This window comes from Pseudomonas sp. D2002, from assembly GCF_013385735.1.
In the GTDB taxonomy this organism is placed as follows: Bacteria; Pseudomonadota; Gammaproteobacteria; order Pseudomonadales; family Pseudomonadaceae; genus Aquipseudomonas.
Map to the genome: position 1 here is coordinate 1 of NZ_JACAPL010000014.1, position 18174 is coordinate 18174.

At 59.5% G+C, this 18174-nt stretch carries 14 protein-coding genes; 8 read left to right on the top strand and 6 right to left on the bottom strand.

Features of this window, described 5'->3' with window-relative positions:
- Positions 1-135: 135 nt before the first annotated feature.
- Complete coding sequence (locus HX783_RS24355) at positions 136-648, top strand: GNAT family N-acetyltransferase (RefSeq protein WP_177018541.1); 513 nt, start codon at positions 136-138, stop codon at positions 646-648.
- Here HX783_RS24355 and HX783_RS24360 read toward each other — a convergent pair.
- On the bottom strand, positions 645-1337 hold the full coding sequence (locus HX783_RS24360) for an aspartate/glutamate racemase family protein (protein WP_177018542.1): 693 nt from the start codon (positions 1335-1337) through the stop codon (positions 645-647). The genes HX783_RS24355 and HX783_RS24360 overlap by 4 nt on opposite strands.
- A 195-nt stretch (positions 1338-1532) precedes the next feature.
- On the opposite strand from HX783_RS24360, the gene HX783_RS24365 reads away from it, so the two are divergent.
- Complete coding sequence (locus tag HX783_RS24365) at positions 1533-2027, top strand: hypothetical protein (protein ID WP_177018543.1); 495 nt, start codon at positions 1533-1535, stop codon at positions 2025-2027.
- A 69-nt stretch (positions 2028-2096) separates the two neighbouring features.
- Positions 2097-2768: a DUF3313 domain-containing protein gene (locus tag HX783_RS24370; RefSeq protein WP_177018544.1), complete on the top strand. Its 672-nt coding sequence runs from the start codon at positions 2097-2099 to the stop codon at positions 2766-2768.
- 3 nt (positions 2769-2771) lie between these two features.
- Here the strand turns inward: HX783_RS24370 and HX783_RS24375 are convergent, their stop codons facing one another.
- The 5 genes from HX783_RS24375 to HX783_RS24395 form a co-directional block, all read right to left on the bottom strand.
- Positions 2772-3770 carry a DUF3829 domain-containing protein gene (locus HX783_RS24375; protein WP_177018545.1) on the bottom strand — a complete coding sequence of 333 codons (999 nt, stop codon included), beginning with the start codon at positions 3768-3770 and terminating at the stop codon, positions 2772-2774.
- On the bottom strand, positions 3767-5341 hold the full coding sequence (locus tag HX783_RS24380; RefSeq protein WP_177018546.1) for a J domain-containing protein: 1575 nt from the start codon (positions 5339-5341) through the stop codon (positions 3767-3769). The genes HX783_RS24375 and HX783_RS24380 overlap by 4 nt, the downstream gene beginning before the upstream one ends.
- A gap of 119 nt (positions 5342-5460) precedes the next feature.
- Positions 5461-6855 carry a DUF1254 domain-containing protein gene (locus HX783_RS24385; RefSeq protein WP_177018547.1) on the bottom strand — a complete coding sequence of 465 codons (1395 nt, stop codon included), beginning with the start codon at positions 6853-6855 and terminating at the stop codon, positions 5461-5463.
- A 342-nt stretch (positions 6856-7197) separates the two neighbouring features.
- On the bottom strand, positions 7198-7560 hold the full coding sequence (locus HX783_RS24390) for a response regulator (RefSeq protein WP_177018548.1): 363 nt from the start codon (positions 7558-7560) through the stop codon (positions 7198-7200).
- A 208-nt stretch (positions 7561-7768) separates the two neighbouring features.
- A complete protein-coding gene (locus tag HX783_RS24395) occupies positions 7769-11323 on the bottom strand; it encodes a hypothetical protein (protein WP_177018549.1) in 3555 nt (1184 codons plus the stop codon).
- Positions 11324-11601: 278 nt separating this feature from the next.
- On the opposite strand from HX783_RS24395, the gene HX783_RS24400 reads away from it, so the two are divergent.
- The 5 genes from HX783_RS24400 to HX783_RS24420 all read left to right on the top strand — a co-directional run bounded on the left by HX783_RS24400 (position 11602) and on the right by HX783_RS24420 (position 18169).
- Entirely contained in the window at positions 11602-15099 is a 3498-nt protein-coding gene (locus tag HX783_RS24400) for a response regulator (protein ID WP_177018550.1), read from the top strand.
- Positions 15100-15930, top strand: a complete 831-nt coding sequence (locus tag HX783_RS24405; RefSeq protein ID WP_174245630.1) for a protein-glutamate O-methyltransferase CheR — start codon at positions 15100-15102, stop codon at positions 15928-15930.
- Positions 15927-16526, top strand: coding sequence for a chemotaxis protein CheB (locus tag HX783_RS24410; RefSeq protein WP_159956619.1), 600 nt, complete (start codon positions 15927-15929; stop codon positions 16524-16526). Before HX783_RS24405 ends, HX783_RS24410 begins: the two co-directional genes overlap by 4 nt.
- Complete coding sequence (locus HX783_RS24415) at positions 16520-17713, top strand: hybrid sensor histidine kinase/response regulator (protein ID WP_177018551.1); 1194 nt, start codon at positions 16520-16522, stop codon at positions 17711-17713. Before HX783_RS24410 ends, HX783_RS24415 begins: the two co-directional genes overlap by 7 nt.
- A gap of 78 nt (positions 17714-17791) precedes the next feature.
- Entirely contained in the window at positions 17792-18169 is a 378-nt protein-coding gene (locus tag HX783_RS24420) for a response regulator (protein ID WP_003217591.1), read from the top strand.
- Positions 18170-18174 lie beyond the last annotated feature (5 nt).

The window sequence follows — 18174 nt, forward strand, 5'->3', positions numbered from 1 at the left end:
CCGCCGTAAGGGCGGAACCCATCTCAGCCATCACCCAAATAACGGATATGCCCCCGCCAGCACAAAGCCCCTAGCCACCACGCCAACACCCCCTCTAAACTGACCCGCCACGTGTTTTTCAAAGGATGAAACACAATGCACACACCTGAACCCCATATCGTCATCCAGCGCTTCACCGAGGCCCATCTTGAAGGCGTCGCTGCGCTCTATAACGAACCGGCCGTATGCCGTCAGGTGCTGCAAATGCCTTTCCAGTCCGTGCAGGCCTGGCGCAACAAGCTGGAGCTGGATAACGAGCGGCGCCTACAGCTGGTGGCCGTGCACGCCGGTGAAGTAATCGGCCAGCTTGGCCTGGAACAAACCCTGCGTGTACGCCGCAGCCATGTCGGCTCGTTCGGTATGGGCGTGGCCACCGCCTGGCAAGGCAAAGGCGTGGGTTCCAAACTGTTGACCGCCGCGCTGGACGTGGCCGACAACTGGATGAACCTGCGCCGCGTCGAACTCACGGTGTACGCCGACAATGAAGCCGCGCACAACCTCTACCGCAAGTTCGGCTTCGAAGTCGAAGGCCGGATGCGCGATTACGCCCTGCGTGACGGCGTATTCGTCGACACCCTGAGCATGGCCCGCCTGCGCCAGTCGGCTTAAGCCCCCAGCGCAAACGCCACCGCAGCCTGCGCATGCAGCTCGGTGGTGTCCAGCAACGGCAAGTCGCTGTGCTCCGGCTTGATCAGCAGACCAATTTCCGTGCAGCCCAAAATGATGGCCTCGGCGCCACGCGCAGCCAGTGACGCGATCACCCGCTGATAAGCCTCGCGTGACGCATCGCTGATCACACCGACACACAACTCCTCATAGATAATCCGGTGCACGGCCTGGCGCTCGTCTGCGTCGGGCACCAGCACGTTCAAGCCCTGCGCGGCCAGGCGCGACTTGAGAAAGTCCTGCTCCATGGTAAATGCCGTGCCCAGCAAACCAACCGTCAGCGTGCCGGCTTTTACGGCAGCAGCACCCGCCGCATCGGCAATATGCAAGAACGGAATCGACACCGCCGCCTCGATACGCGGTGCCACCAAATGCATGGTGTTGGTACACAGCACCACACAGTCGGCCCCGCCAGCCTGCAAGCGGCGTGCGGCATCCTCGAGAATCAGCGCGGCGTCATCCCAGCGCCCGGCATGTTGGGCCTGTTCCACCGGGCCGAAGTCCACGCTGTACATCAACAGCTGCGCCGAGCGCAGTGGGCCCAACTGGTCGCGCACGCGCTGGTTGATGATGCGGTAATACTCGGCGCTGGACTCCCAGCTCATGCCGCCGATAAGGCCGATGGTGCGCATGCGATGCTCCTGACAAGGAATGTCGCCTCACCTTACCCATCGGCCGCCGTTTAGTCATACGCAGTTGCCTGCAGAATTACCGGTGCAGTTTCATCTCTGAACGCGCGCGCTGTTGCGCAGGCGTTAATCATACGGCCAACCGCCGCATCTGCCATGATCACAGTTCGCAACCTGGCTCACCCAAGGAATTTTGCAATGGACGATGTACAGCAACTGGGCGAGATGCTTCGTCATTACGCCGACAGCGAAGCGCACAAAAAACAGCAATTCGACCTGCAATCGGCGCGCTGGGCGCAAAAACTCGGCGAGCTGTTCGGGCAAATCGAGCAGTGGCTGGAACCGGTCAAGACCGTAGGCCTGCTGGAAGTCCAGCGTGAAGCCTATGTGGCCAGCGGCCCGAGCCTGCCGGTTGAGGCGTCGAGCTTCAAGACCGAGAAACTGACGGTGCAGATCACCGGCAAGACCGTGGAGTTCGTACCGGAAGTCATGGGCGCCGGCGGCGCGATTGCCGTGTCGGTGATGGGCCTGACCGCCGCGCGGCACGGTAGTGTGTCGCTGGTGCTGCCAGCGGATAAAAACGACTGGCTGTGGAAGAAAACCAACGGCCTGAAAGACCCGGACACCTACGCCTTCGACGCCAACTTCCTGGCCATGCAGTTACAGAGCCTGATCCCGCGCGAACGCGGTTGAGCAAATTAACGCGGCGTTAGCTATACCTAAGGCTCGATGGTTCGATGATGCCCCTCAGGGAGGTCAATAATGAAACCAAGGCTAATGGTCAGCGCGCTATGCGTCGCGTCAATCACACTGGCAGGCTGTGCCAGTAAGGTCACCCAGCCGGATGAGTATTCCGGCTTTCTGTCGGACTACAGCCAACTCAAGGAAACCAAGTCACCTTCGGGGGCCGAGGTGATGCGTTGGGTCGATCCCGACTTGGACCTGAGCCGCTACACCGCGGCGTTTATCGAACCGACCCAGTTCTATCCCAAGCCCCAGGCCACCGCGAAAATCCCCGACAGTACCCTGAACGGCATCAACAGTTACTACAACCAGGCGCTCAAGCGTGAACTGGCCAAGTCGCTGCCGATTGCCAACGCGCCCGGCCCGGGTGTGATCGTGGTGCGCGCAGCCATTACGGCGGTCAGCAGCAAGACCGAAAGCCTCAAGCCCTACGAATATGTGCCTGTGGCGCTGGTCGCGGCGGCAGTCAGTACCGGCACCGGCATTCGTGACCAGGAAACTACCTTGGGCACCGAAGCGCAGTTCCTCGACGGTGCCAGTGGCAAGGTGATTGCCCAAGTGGTGCGCAAAGGCACCGGCAAGCCGCTGTCCAACGACTCGCAGGTGATGAAGGCCGATGACGTCAAAGGCGTCATCGATGGCTGGGCCTCGGACCTGCATCAGTCCTACGTGATGCTGAAAAAACAGTAACGGCTAAAACGCATTCCTTGCTGGCCGGTTGTAGTAGCTGAGCAGGGCGTCGTAGCGGCGGGTGATGAGGTAGTAGTCGTCACTCAGCTGTTGCGGCGGCGCGTGCTCGAGCCAGTCTTGAAGCATGCTTTGCAAGGCTTTGAGGTAGTCATCCGCGGGAGCTCTGAGGGTGTACCAGAGGTGCAGGGTTTCGTCGTTGAGATTTTTATCCGGGATGCGTTGCACAAACGCGGCACTGCGCTCATTGGCGCGCTGGACCGCAGCGGTCAATGCCGCCAGGGCCTTGGGTGTGAGGCTGGCGTCGCGTACGCCGCTGTCAATCAGCTCGACTGCCCGGCGCGCGGTAATCATGTAATCGAGCAACTGCCAGTGCAGGTCCTGCCCCAGGCGCGCCTCCAGCAAGTCCCGCTGTGCAGGGCGCAGGCGTTGCTCTTCGAGCGCCAGTGCGTTGCGCAATTGGCTGGAGAGGGCGATGTAGGCTGCGCCATTTCTGCTCAGGTCTTCCTCGTAGCGTTGCCGCATTACCTCGCCGAACACCTGCAGTCGAGACGAAGCGCCCAACGTCGAGGTGATTTTTTTCAGGCTCGACAGGTACTCGGCGGTCATGCCGATCAAGGGGCTGTCAGGTTGTTGATGCTCAAGTTTGGCGGTGATGGTGGGCGCACAGACGTCTTTCTGGATCTGCCGTGCCTGCGGCTCGTTATTGTCGCCGAACTCTTCGCGTGAGCGCGCATAGCGGCCCACCGGCAACGACGTTTGCACTTCAGGTTCGGCATCGGCCTGTGGCGGGTGAGCGGCCCGCTGGTAGGTCAGCCGTGTGTCACGGTCGACGCGGTTCATGCAATCGATAATCGGCGCCAACGCACTGGCGGTAGCCGTTTGCGGGCTGTCGAGCTGATCCACCCATAACTCGATCAGCTGGATGTGCTTGCCGGCGCCAGTCAGGCCGAACAGCATCAACATAAAAACTACGCCAATCGGCAATAACAGTCCCGGGTTCATTGTGTGGCCTCCTGGCCGTACCATTGCGCGTGTGTGGCCGGGGCCTGGCAGGCCTCGGCGTTTCGCGGCATGCGGCTGCACACGCGCTCGGTCCATTGCTGCAAGCCCTGGTTGCGACTGACCTGATGACGGCTGTCGAGGTATTTGAACGCGCCGAACACCAGCGCAAAGGCAATCGCGCCCAGGCCGATGGCACCCATGGCCTTGCGTGGAAAAATCGCCGCCCATTCCTTCACGCTCAGGCGTGCACGGCGTTTGCCCGCACCGACGGCCGCCAATACCGCCACCAGCGTCAGGCCGGCGACGGGGCCGAACTGCAGGCTGATGGCGATGCTCATGGCGGCACCCGGGATCAGGTCGCGCACCGGCAACAGCGGCAGACGAGTAGGGCTCAACCAACGCGGCAGTTTTGCCGCCAGGCGTTCATCCAGCACGCGCAGCCGATGTGCCAGCGGGCGCCACACCTGCCAGGCCAGCGCGCCACCGGCCATATAGGCGATTGACCACGCGAACGCGTCAGCGGCGGTGCTCACCAGTACGCCTGCCTGCCAGGGCGCCTGGAACAAGGCACCGGCCAGGCAGCCCACTACAATCGCCAACAGCAGCGGCAGGGTGTCGAAGGCGGTTTCCCAGTCTTGCCAAAAATACGGCGTGCCACCCGGCATGGCGAATGCCACCTCGGGATGGTCAGCTTTCAGGGTTGCGGCCAAGGCTCGGCACGCGTCCCAGTCTTGCTCACTCAAGCGCTGGGCAAAGGCGCGGCGCTGGCCCAGGGACATCGGCGCCAGTAACAACCGCGCGGCGCGCTGTTGTGGGGTGTCCGGCGCCGTGGCCGCCAACGCACGCTGATGGGCCATGAACACCGGGCCTTGCTGGCGCCGTAACAAATGCTGCCATTCGTCTTCAGGGCACCCGTGCGCGCTGCCATGCCAGCCCTGGCCGACGCGCACCGCTTCAAACACCGCAGGCGACCAGAAATGGCTTTCGGTCAGCATCGTCGCCAGCATCTGGTTAAACCACTGGGTATGTGCCGGCTGCTTGAGCCACGGTTGATCAAAGCGCGCCGCATAGGCCGCGAGAAACCCCGCTTCGTCACGCTGGGCCATGGCCAGCGCCAATGAATATTGGAGTGCTTTCTTGCAGCGGTTGGCCAGGGCGTCGATCAAGTCTTGCGGCAATTCCAGGCGTTGCCAGGCGCTGAGCCACTGGAACGTCTCGAACGCCCAGCGGCGATCTTCTTCGCTGACCTCGTCGTCAGCGATACAGCGCTTGAGCAGCGCCACTTCGAATTCCAGCCCAAGTCCTGCGGCCATCGCCTGCTGGTAGTGCGCCTGCAAGGTATCGGCGACTGGCGCCACGACCGTTGACGCCACAACCTCGGCCACGGTGACGGTGTCCTGCTCTTGCGCCCATTGCTGCCAATTCAACGCTTCTTCGTAGGCTTCACGCAGCCGCTGAAACCCCTCGGGGTCATCATCCGGTCGGGTTCTCTTCAACAACGTCGCGTATTGGCGCTTGATCGTACGGCCATCGGCATCCGAGGGCAGGCCGAGGACATCCCAGCAAGTCATGTGCGGTACGACTCCATTAAATCACCGCGCGCACCTTACTCGTTTTATTGGCCGATAAACCAGCATAAGTCAGCGAAGGCAGTGCCCGACCGAATCCTGTTGCGGCCGGGCGCCTGGTATTACTTGAGAGGCGTCAACGGCGGCAGTTTCCATTGGCCCACTTCAGGTTTGGGCAGGTAGATCCGCAGTACGGCGTAAAACGGACCGGGCGGTGCTGGCAGCCAGTTGCTCTGTTCGGCTTTCGGCGGCTCATGGTGCTGCAATGCCAGCGTCAGGCCGCCGTCGGCGTCCAGCTTGAGATTGGGCAGCATCTGCGAATTGATCTGGTAGCGTTTTTTGAGGTTGGGTGCCAGAAGTTTGGTCTTGGCGTCGTACATGGTCAGCGACCAGAACGCTTCGGCAGGCGGCAACTGGTCCTTGGCAAAGTGCACGGTATAGCTGTGACGCGCACCATTGGCGGGTTTGCCTTCACTGTCGACGCGGTAGCTCAGGTAGACGGCTTCATCGGGGGAGTTGCCGAAAATGCCCAGGTCAGCACCCGCGTAGCGGTAAAGGTAGTTGTTTTTGAGGCGGTCACGGCTGCCAAACAGATCGCCGCTGGACACTTGGTGAGTGTCGATCTTGTCTTTCTTGAAGGCGGCAAACTCAGCCCTGGCGTCGGCAATCCCGTCTTCCAGGGCTTTGCGTTGTTCGGCGGTCAACGCTTTGAGCTTGAATGGCGCTCCCGGGGCGATGCCGATCTTGGCAAAGCGCGCGAGCAGGTCTTTTTCGCTGTCTTGCGGCGCGGCGAAGGACAGCATGAAGTTCAAGTAGCGAAACAGCTGCGGGCCTTCAGTCATGGTGGCCATCGGCTTGGGCCAGACGATTTTCGGCACCGGGGCCGGAGCGGGCTGTTTTACATAGCTGCTCAGCGGCTGGACTTTGTAACCGGCCTGGATCTGCTTGACCTTGTTCAGGTCCTTTTCATCAAACAGCTGCGTGCGGTACAGGGCGTAGGCGATATTGCTTTCGCTGTAGACCACGCGGTCGATGTCGACCGGCTGCTGACCTTTCCAGTCGGGGCCGGCGATCATGTAATGGCCACCGTTGTTGCCGGTGCTGCGCGTGCCCAAGTACGCCATGTTCTGCGTGTAGAGGTCGATCAACTGCACCGAGTAGTAACGGTTGTCTTCGATTTTGGGCAGGGTCAGCACCAGCGGCTCTTTGCGCAGGTCCATCCACACGAAGGAGTAGGGCGTGTCCGAGTTCGGGGTGACGAACGCCGTGTCCTTGGGGGTGAACACCTGGGCGGTATTGCCGATATGGTTAAACGGAGCCTTGAAGTTGGCGCCGCCCTTGTCGACGGCCTGGGTGTAGAGCGTCTTGTACATCGCCACAACCGGGTAGCCATACAGGTAGGCCTCCTTGGCAATGGCCCGGGCTTCGGCAGGGGTTGCCGTGAAGTCGGCCAAGGCGCCGGTACTCATGAATATCGAGAGGCTCGCCAACAGCAGGCGCGTCGGTTTTCCAATCATGTTGTTGCGTCCTTCCAGAGTTCTTTTAGAGGGCGGGGAGATCAAAGCGCCGAGTTTCCAGTTTTATTTGCCGAACGTCACGTTAATCCCTGCAAACAACGTGAACTGCGGCAGACCGCCACCGTCCACTGCGGTTCGAGGCAAGCGGATGGGGATGTAATGGGGGCGGGGCGGTTTCACAAAGGTTATGAGGTATGCCGTTTGAAACTAGCAGCTATATTCATCCGCGCCAGCCATTCGACTGAAGAGCGTTCAGCCGTGGGCGTAACAACTCCATGTTGCACTACGTGCGAGGGGCTGACACACCGCTCCAACGGAGCGGCAGCAAAGGCTGGGAGACGATCAGGCTGCAAGCATGCCTTTGACTTTGTCGCGCAATTGATCGATGGAGAAGGGTTTGGCGATCACCTGCATGCCGGACGGCACATCGATGTTTTCAGCATAACCGCTGGCGAACAGGATCGGCAGGGAAGGGCGCAACTCGCGCACCTTGGTTGCCAGCTGTTTACCGTCCATATCGGGCAGGCCCACGTCGGTCATCATCAGGTCGATGACCAAGTCGGTAGTTTCGACGATCTTCAGCGCCTCTTCAGCATCTGCAGCTTCAACCACCGTGAACTCCAGTTCTTCGAGTACATCGACGATCAGCATGCGCACGATGGCGTCGTCTTCGACTACAAGGATGGTGGAGGGAGTGGCAGGCATAATGAAAATTCCCGAGAAATGGAGGGGCAGGTCTTTAGCGGTTGAAAGACTATTCTCTAATGAGTCGTGTCAATCTCGGCAAGTTCCGTTGGATGAGGCATTGTGAAGCGATTGGCCGCAAAAGTCGCGTGCAAGAAAATGCGTAGCGTCGGCGCGTCAATGGCTGACGATCTCTGACAGCCATTGACGCACGCGACTCGAACGAGGGCTAGAGCGTGGTGTTGAAGAGGGCGTATGGATTGTTGTAAGGCACCGTCATTATAAAATCGCCGTCGCTGAAGGTACTTATATCGTAATGGGGGACCCCGCCGGTCAAGGCCATCGGATCAAGCGTACCGGCGGACTTTCCACTGTTCAGAGTGGCCTCCAAGCCTCGGCGCATTGAAGCGGCGTCCGGAAAGGTCGCGAACCCAAAGTTTGGATCAAAGAAAAAAAACTCTTTGGGATTTTTGCTGAAGTCGACACCCGCGAGCAGTCCATGATTTTGGGTACTGATCTTTATCATTGTGGTATTCGTTGCAGTCTCCAGGCGGTTGATAATGCCGGTGTAGGGTTCCAGGGAAGTGCGTTGAATGCCGTGAAACGCATCGCGAAGAACCTGATGCATGCTATTCAGTTCTTTACGAAATGCCTTGATGAGAGGGGTTTCAGCATCCGAGGCCGCCTTGATGAAGTTACTGATGAACTCATCCCTGCGGCTATGTTGAATCGCCAGCGCCATCGTGTTCACCAACGCGGCACATTCGCCATTTGAAGCAAGGTCGGTTTGGCTAAGGTAGAAATTTTGCGGCATGGGCGTGGCTTTACCGCCCGCGGCAACGACTTCTGCCTGGAAAATTTTGAAGCTCTCAAGACTGTTCATCACCATGCGTTTTTCAATTTCCCTGGCCAGGGTGCCCACCGCTTCGGGATTGCCAACCTTGGTGACGGCCAGGTTTTTTATTTCCGACACCTTCATCGTCGGGTGGTAGCCAGGGATATCCTCGACATTTCCAAATTTAACCCCTCGGTCGTAAGCATCAATATTGCTTTTCTTTGCAGTGTCCAGGGCGTCTCTAAACGCATCGGCGGAGGCCTTGGGGCTTGGCGCAACATACTTGCCCAACCAGTCAAGAAGATTACTGTTTATTTGCCCATTGGCGGCAACAACGTCCGGCTTGAAATCTGCCCCCACGGCGCCAAAGCGCTCTTGCCTGATCGGGTCATAGCCACACCATTTGCCTTCGTGGAACACGGCACTGCCTTGAACGGTCTGCTCGCCGACTTTGAAGGTACCCACGGCTACAACCTCATGGGTTTTACTGGCTGCCTTCAATCCGTCGTAGCTAGCGTTGAAACCCTTTAGCGCATTGACGGCGTCGGTACCTTTGGCCAATAGAAACCGGCCGCCGCTGCCTAAAAGCCTGATGCCGCCTGTGGCCAAATCGCCCAAACCGCTCACAGGGTTGAGTGCGCCGATCGTGGCGGCACCGATAACTTTTGCCGCCTTGAGTGCTTTGGCACTGCTCGAAAGCGCAGAACTGCCGATCTTGATCAGCTTTCCTGCGGTGGCGGCGCCAGCGGTGAGAAAACCGAAGATATCCAGGGTGAGATCAAACGCGGCCTCGCCGTAGTTGCCCTTCTGAAAATTGACAATGGCCGATCTGAACGGAACCAGGTTGAGCAGGAAGTCGCTCAGTGGTTTAGGCCCGCCTTGTAGTTTGTCCAGGGTGGTCTGCCCGCGGGCTTGTTCCTTGATACTCGGGTCATCAAGGTCAAGGTGCTGAACAAATGCATCGGCAATCGCCCGGGAGCGGTCGCTGGTGAAACTATTGAAGGGGGCGTCATTCACCGGCCGTTCACGCGCCAGTTCGGCCGCGTTACTAGGCTTGAACGGGGTGATCGTTGAAACATATTTGCCTGCCCGGGTGTTTTTGGCTTCCACGCTGTAGGGAGACATCGGTTCAATTATTTCTTTGTTCATGTCCATCTTGTAAGCATGGGACTCGCCATTCAGCTCAATGCTGAACAACAGCCACGGCTTGTTCGCGTCATAGGTATTGTGAAAAACCCCTGTCAGTTCGTATGAGCCTTCTTGCAATACGCTGATTTTGCCGTACTCGAATATTTGCTGGTCCTCTGGTGAAAGCTGCGAAAGCATGTGCCGGACCGTCGTATTCACGGCGGCCTTTTTCTCGTCCATGACGCTTTTAAACTGCTGGTCGAACGCTTCCGTTACGCCAAACCTGGGGTTGGCGTTCAATGCCTCTAACGGGAAGTTCGGGTCAGTCGACTTGAAGGGTCTGGGGTTCGGCAAATCCATCATGGCCACATCCAGCAGCGAATGCAGGCCACCCAGCCCTAGTTGATCCGCCGTCCCCCGGTACTGATCAGTCCCCAGCACTTTTTCTTCGAGAAAGTTGCCGAAGATTGCCCCCTTTTCGGCAATTTTGCCCCGTGCGACGCCCTCTCGCGTCGGTATCTCCTTGTCCAGGGCTTTGGAGGCCGTGAGCCGCTCGCTAAGTTGTTCGTTGAAGGCGGTTCTGACTTTATCGAGCTGCTCGGGGGTGTAGGTGTCACTGGCACTTTTTTTGATTTCGCCGTGGATCACCCCCCACTCCACCAGCGCGTTGATTTGTGCGTATTCGGTGGCCTGTGACCGGCTCTCAAGGGTGCTTGCATGGGCCATGACGTCGGCGAACGTCATGGTGGCGACTGCCCCTGGCCGCTCAGCCTCTACGGCCGCCGCCGCAATCGACAGATTCACCCATGCCACGCTGCCAATCGTCACACTCTTGGGAATGTCTTTGATCAGGTACTGCGGGGCTACCCTGCTCAGGAGGAGGTGAGTGGCCAGTTTAGCGGTGTCTGCTGTGGCTCGGCCGGTTTCGACAAGGTAAACGCTGAGGCACTTGGCAACTGTCGAGGGGGATTGCTTTGCATGCGTAGGATCGTTCAGCGGCCAGCCTGCAATGTGGTCGCGTTGAGGAAACCAAGCCGATTCCCGATCCAGCCCTAGCTGAAGGGCGCTCAATACATAATCGTAAACGCTGGTACTTGAGGACACGCCATTGAGGTGCGCTTGCAGGGCTTGCCCCAACGCCTGAGCCTTGGGGGAGTCGAGCAGTTTTTGCAGTGCCAGGGCGGGGTCTTGCAGGTCGGCAGGCGTCACCGAACTGCCACTCAACAAGTAATTGAGTACGCCATTTTCATATTTCGGCAACGGTAAGCCAGGCAGAGCGTTGGGGTTTTTGAACAGAAATTCGAGAATGCCCTGCTGATCGGCCTGTGACATCGGAATGGGCCAGGAAAGCCCGCCGCCCATATTCCCCAGGGGAGACACTGCGCCTTTTTGCTCCAACTTGTGTGCTAGGGCCGTGACTTCAGCGGCCGTACGCGGCAGTTCAAAGCCCAGGTCAGTGATGACGGTGGCCAAGGCCTGCGGTGTGGATCGCGTTGAGGCGTAGGATGAATTCGGACGAGGCGCCAGGGTGGCGGTGCTCAACTGGGCAGACACCTGGTCCGGGGTGACGGGCTTGCCATCCACTTCGGTGGCGATGTTTCTAAGCGTTGCGGCCAGATCGCCCAGATTGTTCTGGTCTGCCAACAGTTGCCGCAGGGGCAGGGTCGGCGTGGTCTGAGGCGTACCGACACTGTTTGGCGGGAGTGAAGTTGTTACTGTGCCTGGGCTGCCTTGGGCACTTGGCACAGCGGGTTCATGGGCTTGGAGGGTATGACGGGGGCGGACGCTGACGGTGGGCTGTACTGCGGTGGTAATGCTCATCTAATGTACCTTTTGATGGGTCAGAAAAGACGCCTTCCCAAAAGATCTTCCGTGTTCCCGAGGCGCAATTCTGAGTGCCGCAATTCTGCGGACGCGTTCCGGCCCACGCCCAGGCATCTGTATTCAGGTGTGTTAACCCGTGAGGAAGCCGGCGTGAATCGGCGCGAGATACCCGCGCAGCGCGTAGGCATACGCCCTGAATTGACGCAGAAACATAGCCTTGGGGCGTGTTATTCGGGCAAACTCCCTGTTTTTCCGTACCTGGCCAAGGCATGCCCATGACTCCCGCGTCGACTGTCGATGAACAGAGCTTTCGTAAACTCCTGAGCCGTAACGTGGCCCTGCCGTTAGGCGTGGGTGTGCTCAGCGCAGCATTTTTCGTCGTGCTGATCACGTACCTGTTGTCGGTGATCCAGTGGGTGGAGCACACCGACCGGGTCATCAATAACCTCAACGAGTCGTCCAAGCTGACGGTGGACCTGGAAACCGGGCTGCGTGGCTTCCTGATCACCGGCGACGAGCATTTCCTCGACCCGTATGAAGTCGCAAAGCCCCGGATCATTGGCGATTTGCATAATTTGCAGGAGCTGGTGGCGGATAACCCGCAACAGGTGGACCGTCTTAAACGCCTGGAAGCGATGCAGGCCGAGTGGAACAAGTACGCGCAATCGATGATCGACCTGCAGCGCAGCAGCGGTGACTACCGTGCAGCGGTGAAGGCGGGCCGGGGCAAGAGCCTGACCGACGCCATCCGCCAGGAATATGTGAACGCGGTCGATATGGAGCAGCAGTTCCGGGTAACCCGTAACGCGGATGTCACTCGCACCACGGTGATCAGCGTCACCCTGTACCTGGTCTTTGTGCTCGGTTTGAGCGGCTTTCTGGCGTACAGCGGAAGAAGGAATTTAGTTTCTTTATCAGACAGTTACAGCGCAACCCTCGCGTCCCAACAGAAGATTGCGCGGCGCCTTGAGCAGCAAGCCTGGCTGCGTAATGGCCAGACCGAGCTGGCCGAACAAGTGCTGGGGCAACTCAGCTTGAACATGCTGGGCCGCAACATCTTGCAGTTCTTTGCCCAGTACATGGGCTCCGTGGTTGCGGCGCTGTATGTACGAGAAGAACACGGCGGCCTGAAGCGCGTCGCCACCTATGGTTTCTCCCGCGAACAGGAGCAGCAGGAACAGTCGATCTACAGTGACGAAGGCATCGTCGGGCAGGCCGCCCAGCTTGATCGCCTGATTCGCCTGGACGATGTGCCAGTAGATTACTTCAAGGTCAGTTCGGGCCTGGGCGAGGGCTCGACCCGCAGTGTGCTGGTGATGCCCACCAGCGATGACGACCGCGTCAACGGGGTGATTGAACTGGGCCTCCTGCGCCCGCTGGAAGACCGCGACGTCGAACTGCTGGAGCTGATTGCCGGCAATATCGGCACCTCCATCGAGGCCGCGCGTTACCGCCAGCGCCTGCAGGAAGTGCTGGCCGAGACCCAGCAGCTCAACGAAGAACTGCAAGTGCAGCAGGAAGAGCTCAAGACCGCCAACGAAGAACTCGAAGAGCAGTCGCGCATCCTCAAGGAATCCCAGGCTCATCTGGAAACCCAGCAGGCCGAACTTGAGCAGACCAACGAGCAGTTGGCCGAGCAGACGCAAACCCTGGCCGAGCAGCGCGACGCCATGGACCGCAAAAACGTCGAACTCAACCAGGCCCAACTCGCGCTGGAAGATCGCGCCGACGAATTGCAGCGCTCCAGCAAATACAAGTCCGAATTCCTCGCCAACATGTCCCACGAACTGCGCACGCCGCTGAACAGCTCGTTGATCCTGGCCAAGTTGCTGGCCGAAAACCCCCAGGAAAACCTCAGCGCCGAGCAGGTCAAGTTTGCCGAGTCGATTTACTCGGCCGGCAATGACTTGCTCAACCTGATCAACGACATCCTGGATATTTCCAAGGTGGAAGCCGGCAAGCTTGAAGTGCGTCCGGAGAACTCCAGTGTCGTGCGCCTGGTGGACGGCCTGCGCGGCATGTTCGAACCGCTGGCCGCCGACCGCAAGCTGGGCTTCCAGGTCGAGGTGCAGGAAGGTGCGCCGACCTTGCTGTTTACCGATCGCCAGCGCCTGGAGCAGATCCTCAAGAACCTGCTGTCCAACGCCATCAAGTTCACTGAGCAGGGTGAGGTCAGCCTGTCGGTGTCCCGCGCGCCGGGCGAGGGCATCGCTTTCACCGTGCGTGACTCCGGCATCGGCATCGCCCCGGACCAGCAGGAAAGTATCTTTGAGGCCTTCCGTCAGGCCGACGGCACCACCAACCGCCGTTACGGCGGCACCGGCCTTGGCCTGTCGATCTCGCGCGACCTGGCGGCGCTGCTCGGCGGCTCTATCAGCGTGACCAGCGAACCGGGTAAAGGCAGTGTGTTTACCTTGGTCTTGCCTGAGCAGTACGTCGAGCGCGAGGAGGGCGCCGCACCGGTTGAGCCGCCGCGCCAGGTGGTGACCGCGCCGGCACCCAAGCCTGTTGCGATCTCGCCGCTGCCGGTGATGGATGTGCAGCAGATCCCGCGCTTTGCCGATGACCGCGACAAGGCCCCGTTCACCACCCGTTGCATCCTGGTGGTGGAAGACGAGCCGAATTTTGCGCGTATCCTCTTCGATCTGGCCCATGAGTTGGGCTACAACTGCCTGGTCGCCCATGGCGCGGACGAAGGCTACAGCCTGGCTGAGGAATTCGTCCCGGACGCGATCCTGCTGGACATGCGCCTGCCGGACCATTCCGGGCTGACCGTACTGCAACGCCTGAAAGAACACGCCAGCACCCGCCACATTCCCGTGCACGTGATTTCCGTGGAAGACCGCGTCGAAGCCGCCATGCACATGGGCGCCATCGGGTATGCCGTGAAACCGACCACCCGCGAAGAGCTCAAGGACGTGTTTGCGCGCCTGGAAGCCAAGCTGACCCAGAAGGTCAAGCGCGTACTGCTGGTGGAAGACGATGACCTGCAGCGCGACAGCATTGCCCGCCTGATCGGCGACGATGACATTGAAATCACCGATGTCGGCTACGCCCAGGCTGCCCTGGACCTGCTGCGCACCAATATCTATGACTGCATGATCATCGACCTCAAGCTGCCGGACATGCTCGGCAATGAGCTGCTCAAGCGCATGGCCACCGAGGACATCTGCTCGTTCCCGCCGGTCATCGTCTACACCGGGCGCAACCTGACCCGTGATGAAGAGGCCGAACTGCGCAAGTATTCGCGTTCGATCATCATCAAGGGCGCGCGCTCACCTGAACGCTTGCTGGACGAAGTGACACTCTTTCTGCACAAAGTCGAATCGCAGCTGTCCCATGACCGCCAGAAGATGCTCAAGACTGCGCGCAGCCGCGACAAGGTCTTCGAGGGGCGCAAAATCCTGCTGGTGGACGACGATGTGCGTAACATCTTCGCCCTGACCAGCGCCCTGGAGCACAAAGGTGCGGTGGTGGTGATCGGCCGTAATGGCCGTGAAGCCATCGACAAACTCAATGAAGTCGACGATATCGACCTGGTGCTGATGGACGTGATGATGCCGGAGATGGACGGTTACGAGGCCACCGCCTTGATTCGCCAGGACCCGCGCTGGAAGAAGCTGCCGATTATTGCGGTGACGGCAAAGGCCATGAAGGACGACCAGGAGCGCTGCCTTGCGGCGGGCTCCAACGATTACCTGGCCAAGCCGATTGACCTGGACCGCCTGTTCTCGCTGATTCGCGTATGGCTGCCGAAGATGGAACGCATTTAAGTGGAGCGAAGTTTTTTGGATAAAAGCAGCGACATTGAGCTGCGCCTGCTGATCGAGGCGATTTACCTCAAGTACAGCTATGACTTTCGCGACTATTCCGGTGCGTCGGTCAAACGCCGCGTGGCCCATGCGCTGCGCCAGTTTGATTGCGCGACCATTTCCGCGTTGCAGGAGCGGGTGTTGCACGACCCTGCCGCGTTCATGCAGTTACTGCAGTTTCTGACGATCCCGGTCAGTGAGATGTTTCGCGACCCCTCGCACTTCCTGGCGATCCGCCAGGAAGTGGTGCCGTTGCTCAAGACCTACCCGTCGATCAAGATCTGGATCGCCGGCTGCAGCACGGGCGAGGAGGTGTACTCCATGGCCATCCTGCTGCGTGAAGAAGGCTTGCTGGAACGCACGATCATTTACGCGACGGACATCAACCCCGCGTCCCTGGACAAAGCCAAGCAGGGGATTTTTTCCCTGGAGAATGTGCGCGCCTACACGGCCAACTATCAGCAGGCCGGCGGCCAACGTTCATTTGCCGACTACTACACGGCGGCCTACGATTACGCGATCTTCGACAAGAGCCTGCGCGAAAACGTTACCTTCGCCGACCACAGCCTGGCGACCGACAGCGTATTCTCAGAAACTCAATTAATTTCATGTCGTAATGTATTGATTTACTTCAATAAAAAATTGCAGGATCGAGCGTTCGGATTGTTTCATGAGTCGCTGTGTCATCGCGGCTTCCTGGTGCTGGGCAGTAAGGAAACCCTGGATTTCTCTGCCTACAGCAAGCAATTCGAGCCCTTGGTCAAGCAGGAACGGATCTACCGAAAATCATGAGCGAGGCGCAAGCGCAACCTATCCGCGGGATTGAGGCCATCGTCGTCGGCGCGTCCGCCGGCGGCGTGGAGGCGTTGCTGAAGATTTTCGGCGAGTTGCCGGAAGGCTTCGGTCTGCCGATCATTGCCGTGCTGCACCTGCCGGATGAGCGTCGCAGCCAGTTGGCGGAAGTGTTTGCACGGCGTCTGCGGGTTCCGGTGAAGGAAGCGCAGGACAAGCAAGTGATCGAGGCGGGCACGGTGTACTTCGCCGGGCCCGGTTATCACCTGTCGGTCGAGCATGACCGCAGCCTGTCCCTGAGCCAGGAAGACCGCGTGCATCATTCCCGGCCAGCCATTGATTACCTGTTTGCGTCCGCCGCCGATGCCTACGGCAAAGGGCTGCTTGCCATTCTTCTGACCGGCGCCAACCAGGATGGCGCCCGTGGCCTGGTCCACGTCCAACAATCGGGCGGCACTACCATCGTACAAGACCCCACGGAAGCACGGATTGCCGTGATGCCGCTGGCGGCTCTGGCGTTGCATACACCCGACCATATTCTGACCTTGAGCCGCATTGCCTCATTGCTGGCTTCCCTGGAATCCTCCCCATGTTAAGTAATATCCAGGCCAAACTGCTGATCGTCGACGATCTGCCGGAAAACCTGTTGGCCCTCGAAGCGCTGATCAAGCGCGAGGATCGCCAGGTCTTCAAGGCCTTGAGCGCCGACGAGGCCTTGTCGCTGTTGCTGGAGCACGAGTTCGCCATGGCGATTCTCGACGTGCAGATGCCCGGCATGAACGGCTTCGAGCTGGCCGAACTGATGCGCGGCACCGAAAAAACCAAGAACATCCCGATTGTGTTCGTCAGCGCCGCCGGCCGCGAACTCAACTACGCCTTCAAGGGCTATGAAAGCGGCGCCGTCGACTTCCTGCACAAGCCGCTGGATATCCACGCGGTGAAGAGCAAGGTCAATGTGTTCGTCGACCTGTACCGCCAGAGCAAGGCCATGAAGCTGCAAGTGGAAGCCCTGGAGCGCAGCCGTCGCGAGCAGGAGCTGCTGCTGACGCGCCTGCAAGCCACCCAAGCCGAGCTGGAGCAAGCAGTGCGCATGCGTGATGACTTCATGTCGATCGTCGCCCACGAAGTGCGGACGCCGCTGAACGGCCTGATCCTCGAAACCCAGTTGCGCAAGATGCACCTGGCCCGGGATAACGCTGCAGCGTTTACCCTGGACAAGATGCACGCCATGGTCGACCGCGATGAGCGCCAGATCAAAAGCCTGATTCGCCTGATCGAAGACATGCTCGACGTGTCGCGCATCCGCACCGGCAAACTGTCGATTCGCCCGGCGCGTTTTGACCTCAGCCAGTTGGTGCACAACCTGGTGGAAAACTTCGCGCCACAAGTGGCCGCTGCCGAGTCATCGATGCACTTGGAGACCCAAGGCCCGGTGGAGGGCAATTGGGACGAGTTCCGCATCGAACAAGTGGTGTCCAACCTGCTGACCAACGCCTTGCGCTACGGGGCCAAGAGCCCGGTGGAAGTGCGGGTATACACCGAGCATGGCGAAGCGCGCGTCGAAGTACGTGACCATGGCATCGGCATCAGCGAGGACAACCAGAAGCGTATTTTCCAACAGTTCGAACGCGTGTCCGCCAGCCATGTGGCGGCGGGCCTGGGCCTGGGATTGTTCATCTCCGAGCAGATCGTGGCAGCCCACGGCGGCACGATCGAAGTGCAAAGCCAGATAGGCGAGGGCGCGCTGTTCCGGGTGTGCCTGCCGCTTGAGGCGTCGACATGAAATCAATCGTCACTTCGACGCAACCTCTGCGTGACCCCATGGTCGTAATTCCAGCTATTGACCGGACAAAGGCTTCCCATGAGTGAAGATGCACAAGATGTCGTTCTGATCGTCGAGGACGACGAATCCATTATGTTTGTGTTGGGTGAATACCTGGCAGGCTTGGGCTACCGGGTCTTGAAGGCTATTGATGGGGAGCAGGCTTTCGAGATCCTCGCGACCAAGCCGCACCTGGACCTGATGGTCACCGACTATCGCCTGCCGGGCGGGATTTCCGGGGTGCAGATCGCTGAGCCTGCGATCAAGCTGCGTCCGGAATTGAAAGTGATCTTTATCAGCGGTTACCCGCAGGAAATTCTCGACTGCAACAGCCCGATCACGCGCAACGCGCCGATCCTGGCCAAACCGTTTGATCTGGATACGCTGCAAGAGCATATCCAGCGCTTGCTGGCCTGAAGCGC

What these genes read in the sequence shown, in the direction of transcription:
- HX783_RS24400 (WP_177018550.1), top strand. Translation starts at nt 11,602, where the DNA reads ATGACTCCCGCGTCGACTGTCGATGAACAGAGCTTTCGTAAACTCCTG.
- HX783_RS24375 (WP_177018545.1), bottom strand. Translation starts at nt 3,770, where the DNA reads ATGAACCCGGGACTGTTATTGCCGATTGGCGTAGTTTTTATGTTGATG.
- HX783_RS24360 (WP_177018542.1), bottom strand. Translation starts at nt 1,337, where the DNA reads ATGCGCACCATCGGCCTTATCGGCGGCATGAGCTGGGAGTCCAGCGCC.
- HX783_RS24390 (WP_177018548.1), bottom strand. Translation starts at nt 7,560, where the DNA reads ATGCCTGCCACTCCCTCCACCATCCTTGTAGTCGAAGACGACGCCATC.
- HX783_RS24365 (WP_177018543.1), top strand. Translation starts at nt 1,533, where the DNA reads ATGGACGATGTACAGCAACTGGGCGAGATGCTTCGTCATTACGCCGAC.
- HX783_RS24370 (WP_177018544.1), top strand. Translation starts at nt 2,097, where the DNA reads ATGAAACCAAGGCTAATGGTCAGCGCGCTATGCGTCGCGTCAATCACA.
- HX783_RS24355 (WP_177018541.1), top strand. Translation starts at nt 136, where the DNA reads ATGCACACACCTGAACCCCATATCGTCATCCAGCGCTTCACCGAGGCC.
- HX783_RS24395 (WP_177018549.1), bottom strand. Translation starts at nt 11,323, where the DNA reads ATGAGCATTACCACCGCAGTACAGCCCACCGTCAGCGTCCGCCCCCGT.
- HX783_RS24380 (WP_177018546.1), bottom strand. Translation starts at nt 5,341, where the DNA reads ATGACTTGCTGGGATGTCCTCGGCCTGCCCTCGGATGCCGATGGCCGT.
- HX783_RS24410 (WP_159956619.1), top strand. Translation starts at nt 15,927, where the DNA reads ATGAGCGAGGCGCAAGCGCAACCTATCCGCGGGATTGAGGCCATCGTC.
- HX783_RS24385 (WP_177018547.1), bottom strand. Translation starts at nt 6,855, where the DNA reads ATGATTGGAAAACCGACGCGCCTGCTGTTGGCGAGCCTCTCGATATTC.
- HX783_RS24415 (WP_177018551.1), top strand. Translation starts at nt 16,520, where the DNA reads ATGTTAAGTAATATCCAGGCCAAACTGCTGATCGTCGACGATCTGCCG.
- HX783_RS24420 (WP_003217591.1), top strand. Translation starts at nt 17,792, where the DNA reads ATGAGTGAAGATGCACAAGATGTCGTTCTGATCGTCGAGGACGACGAA.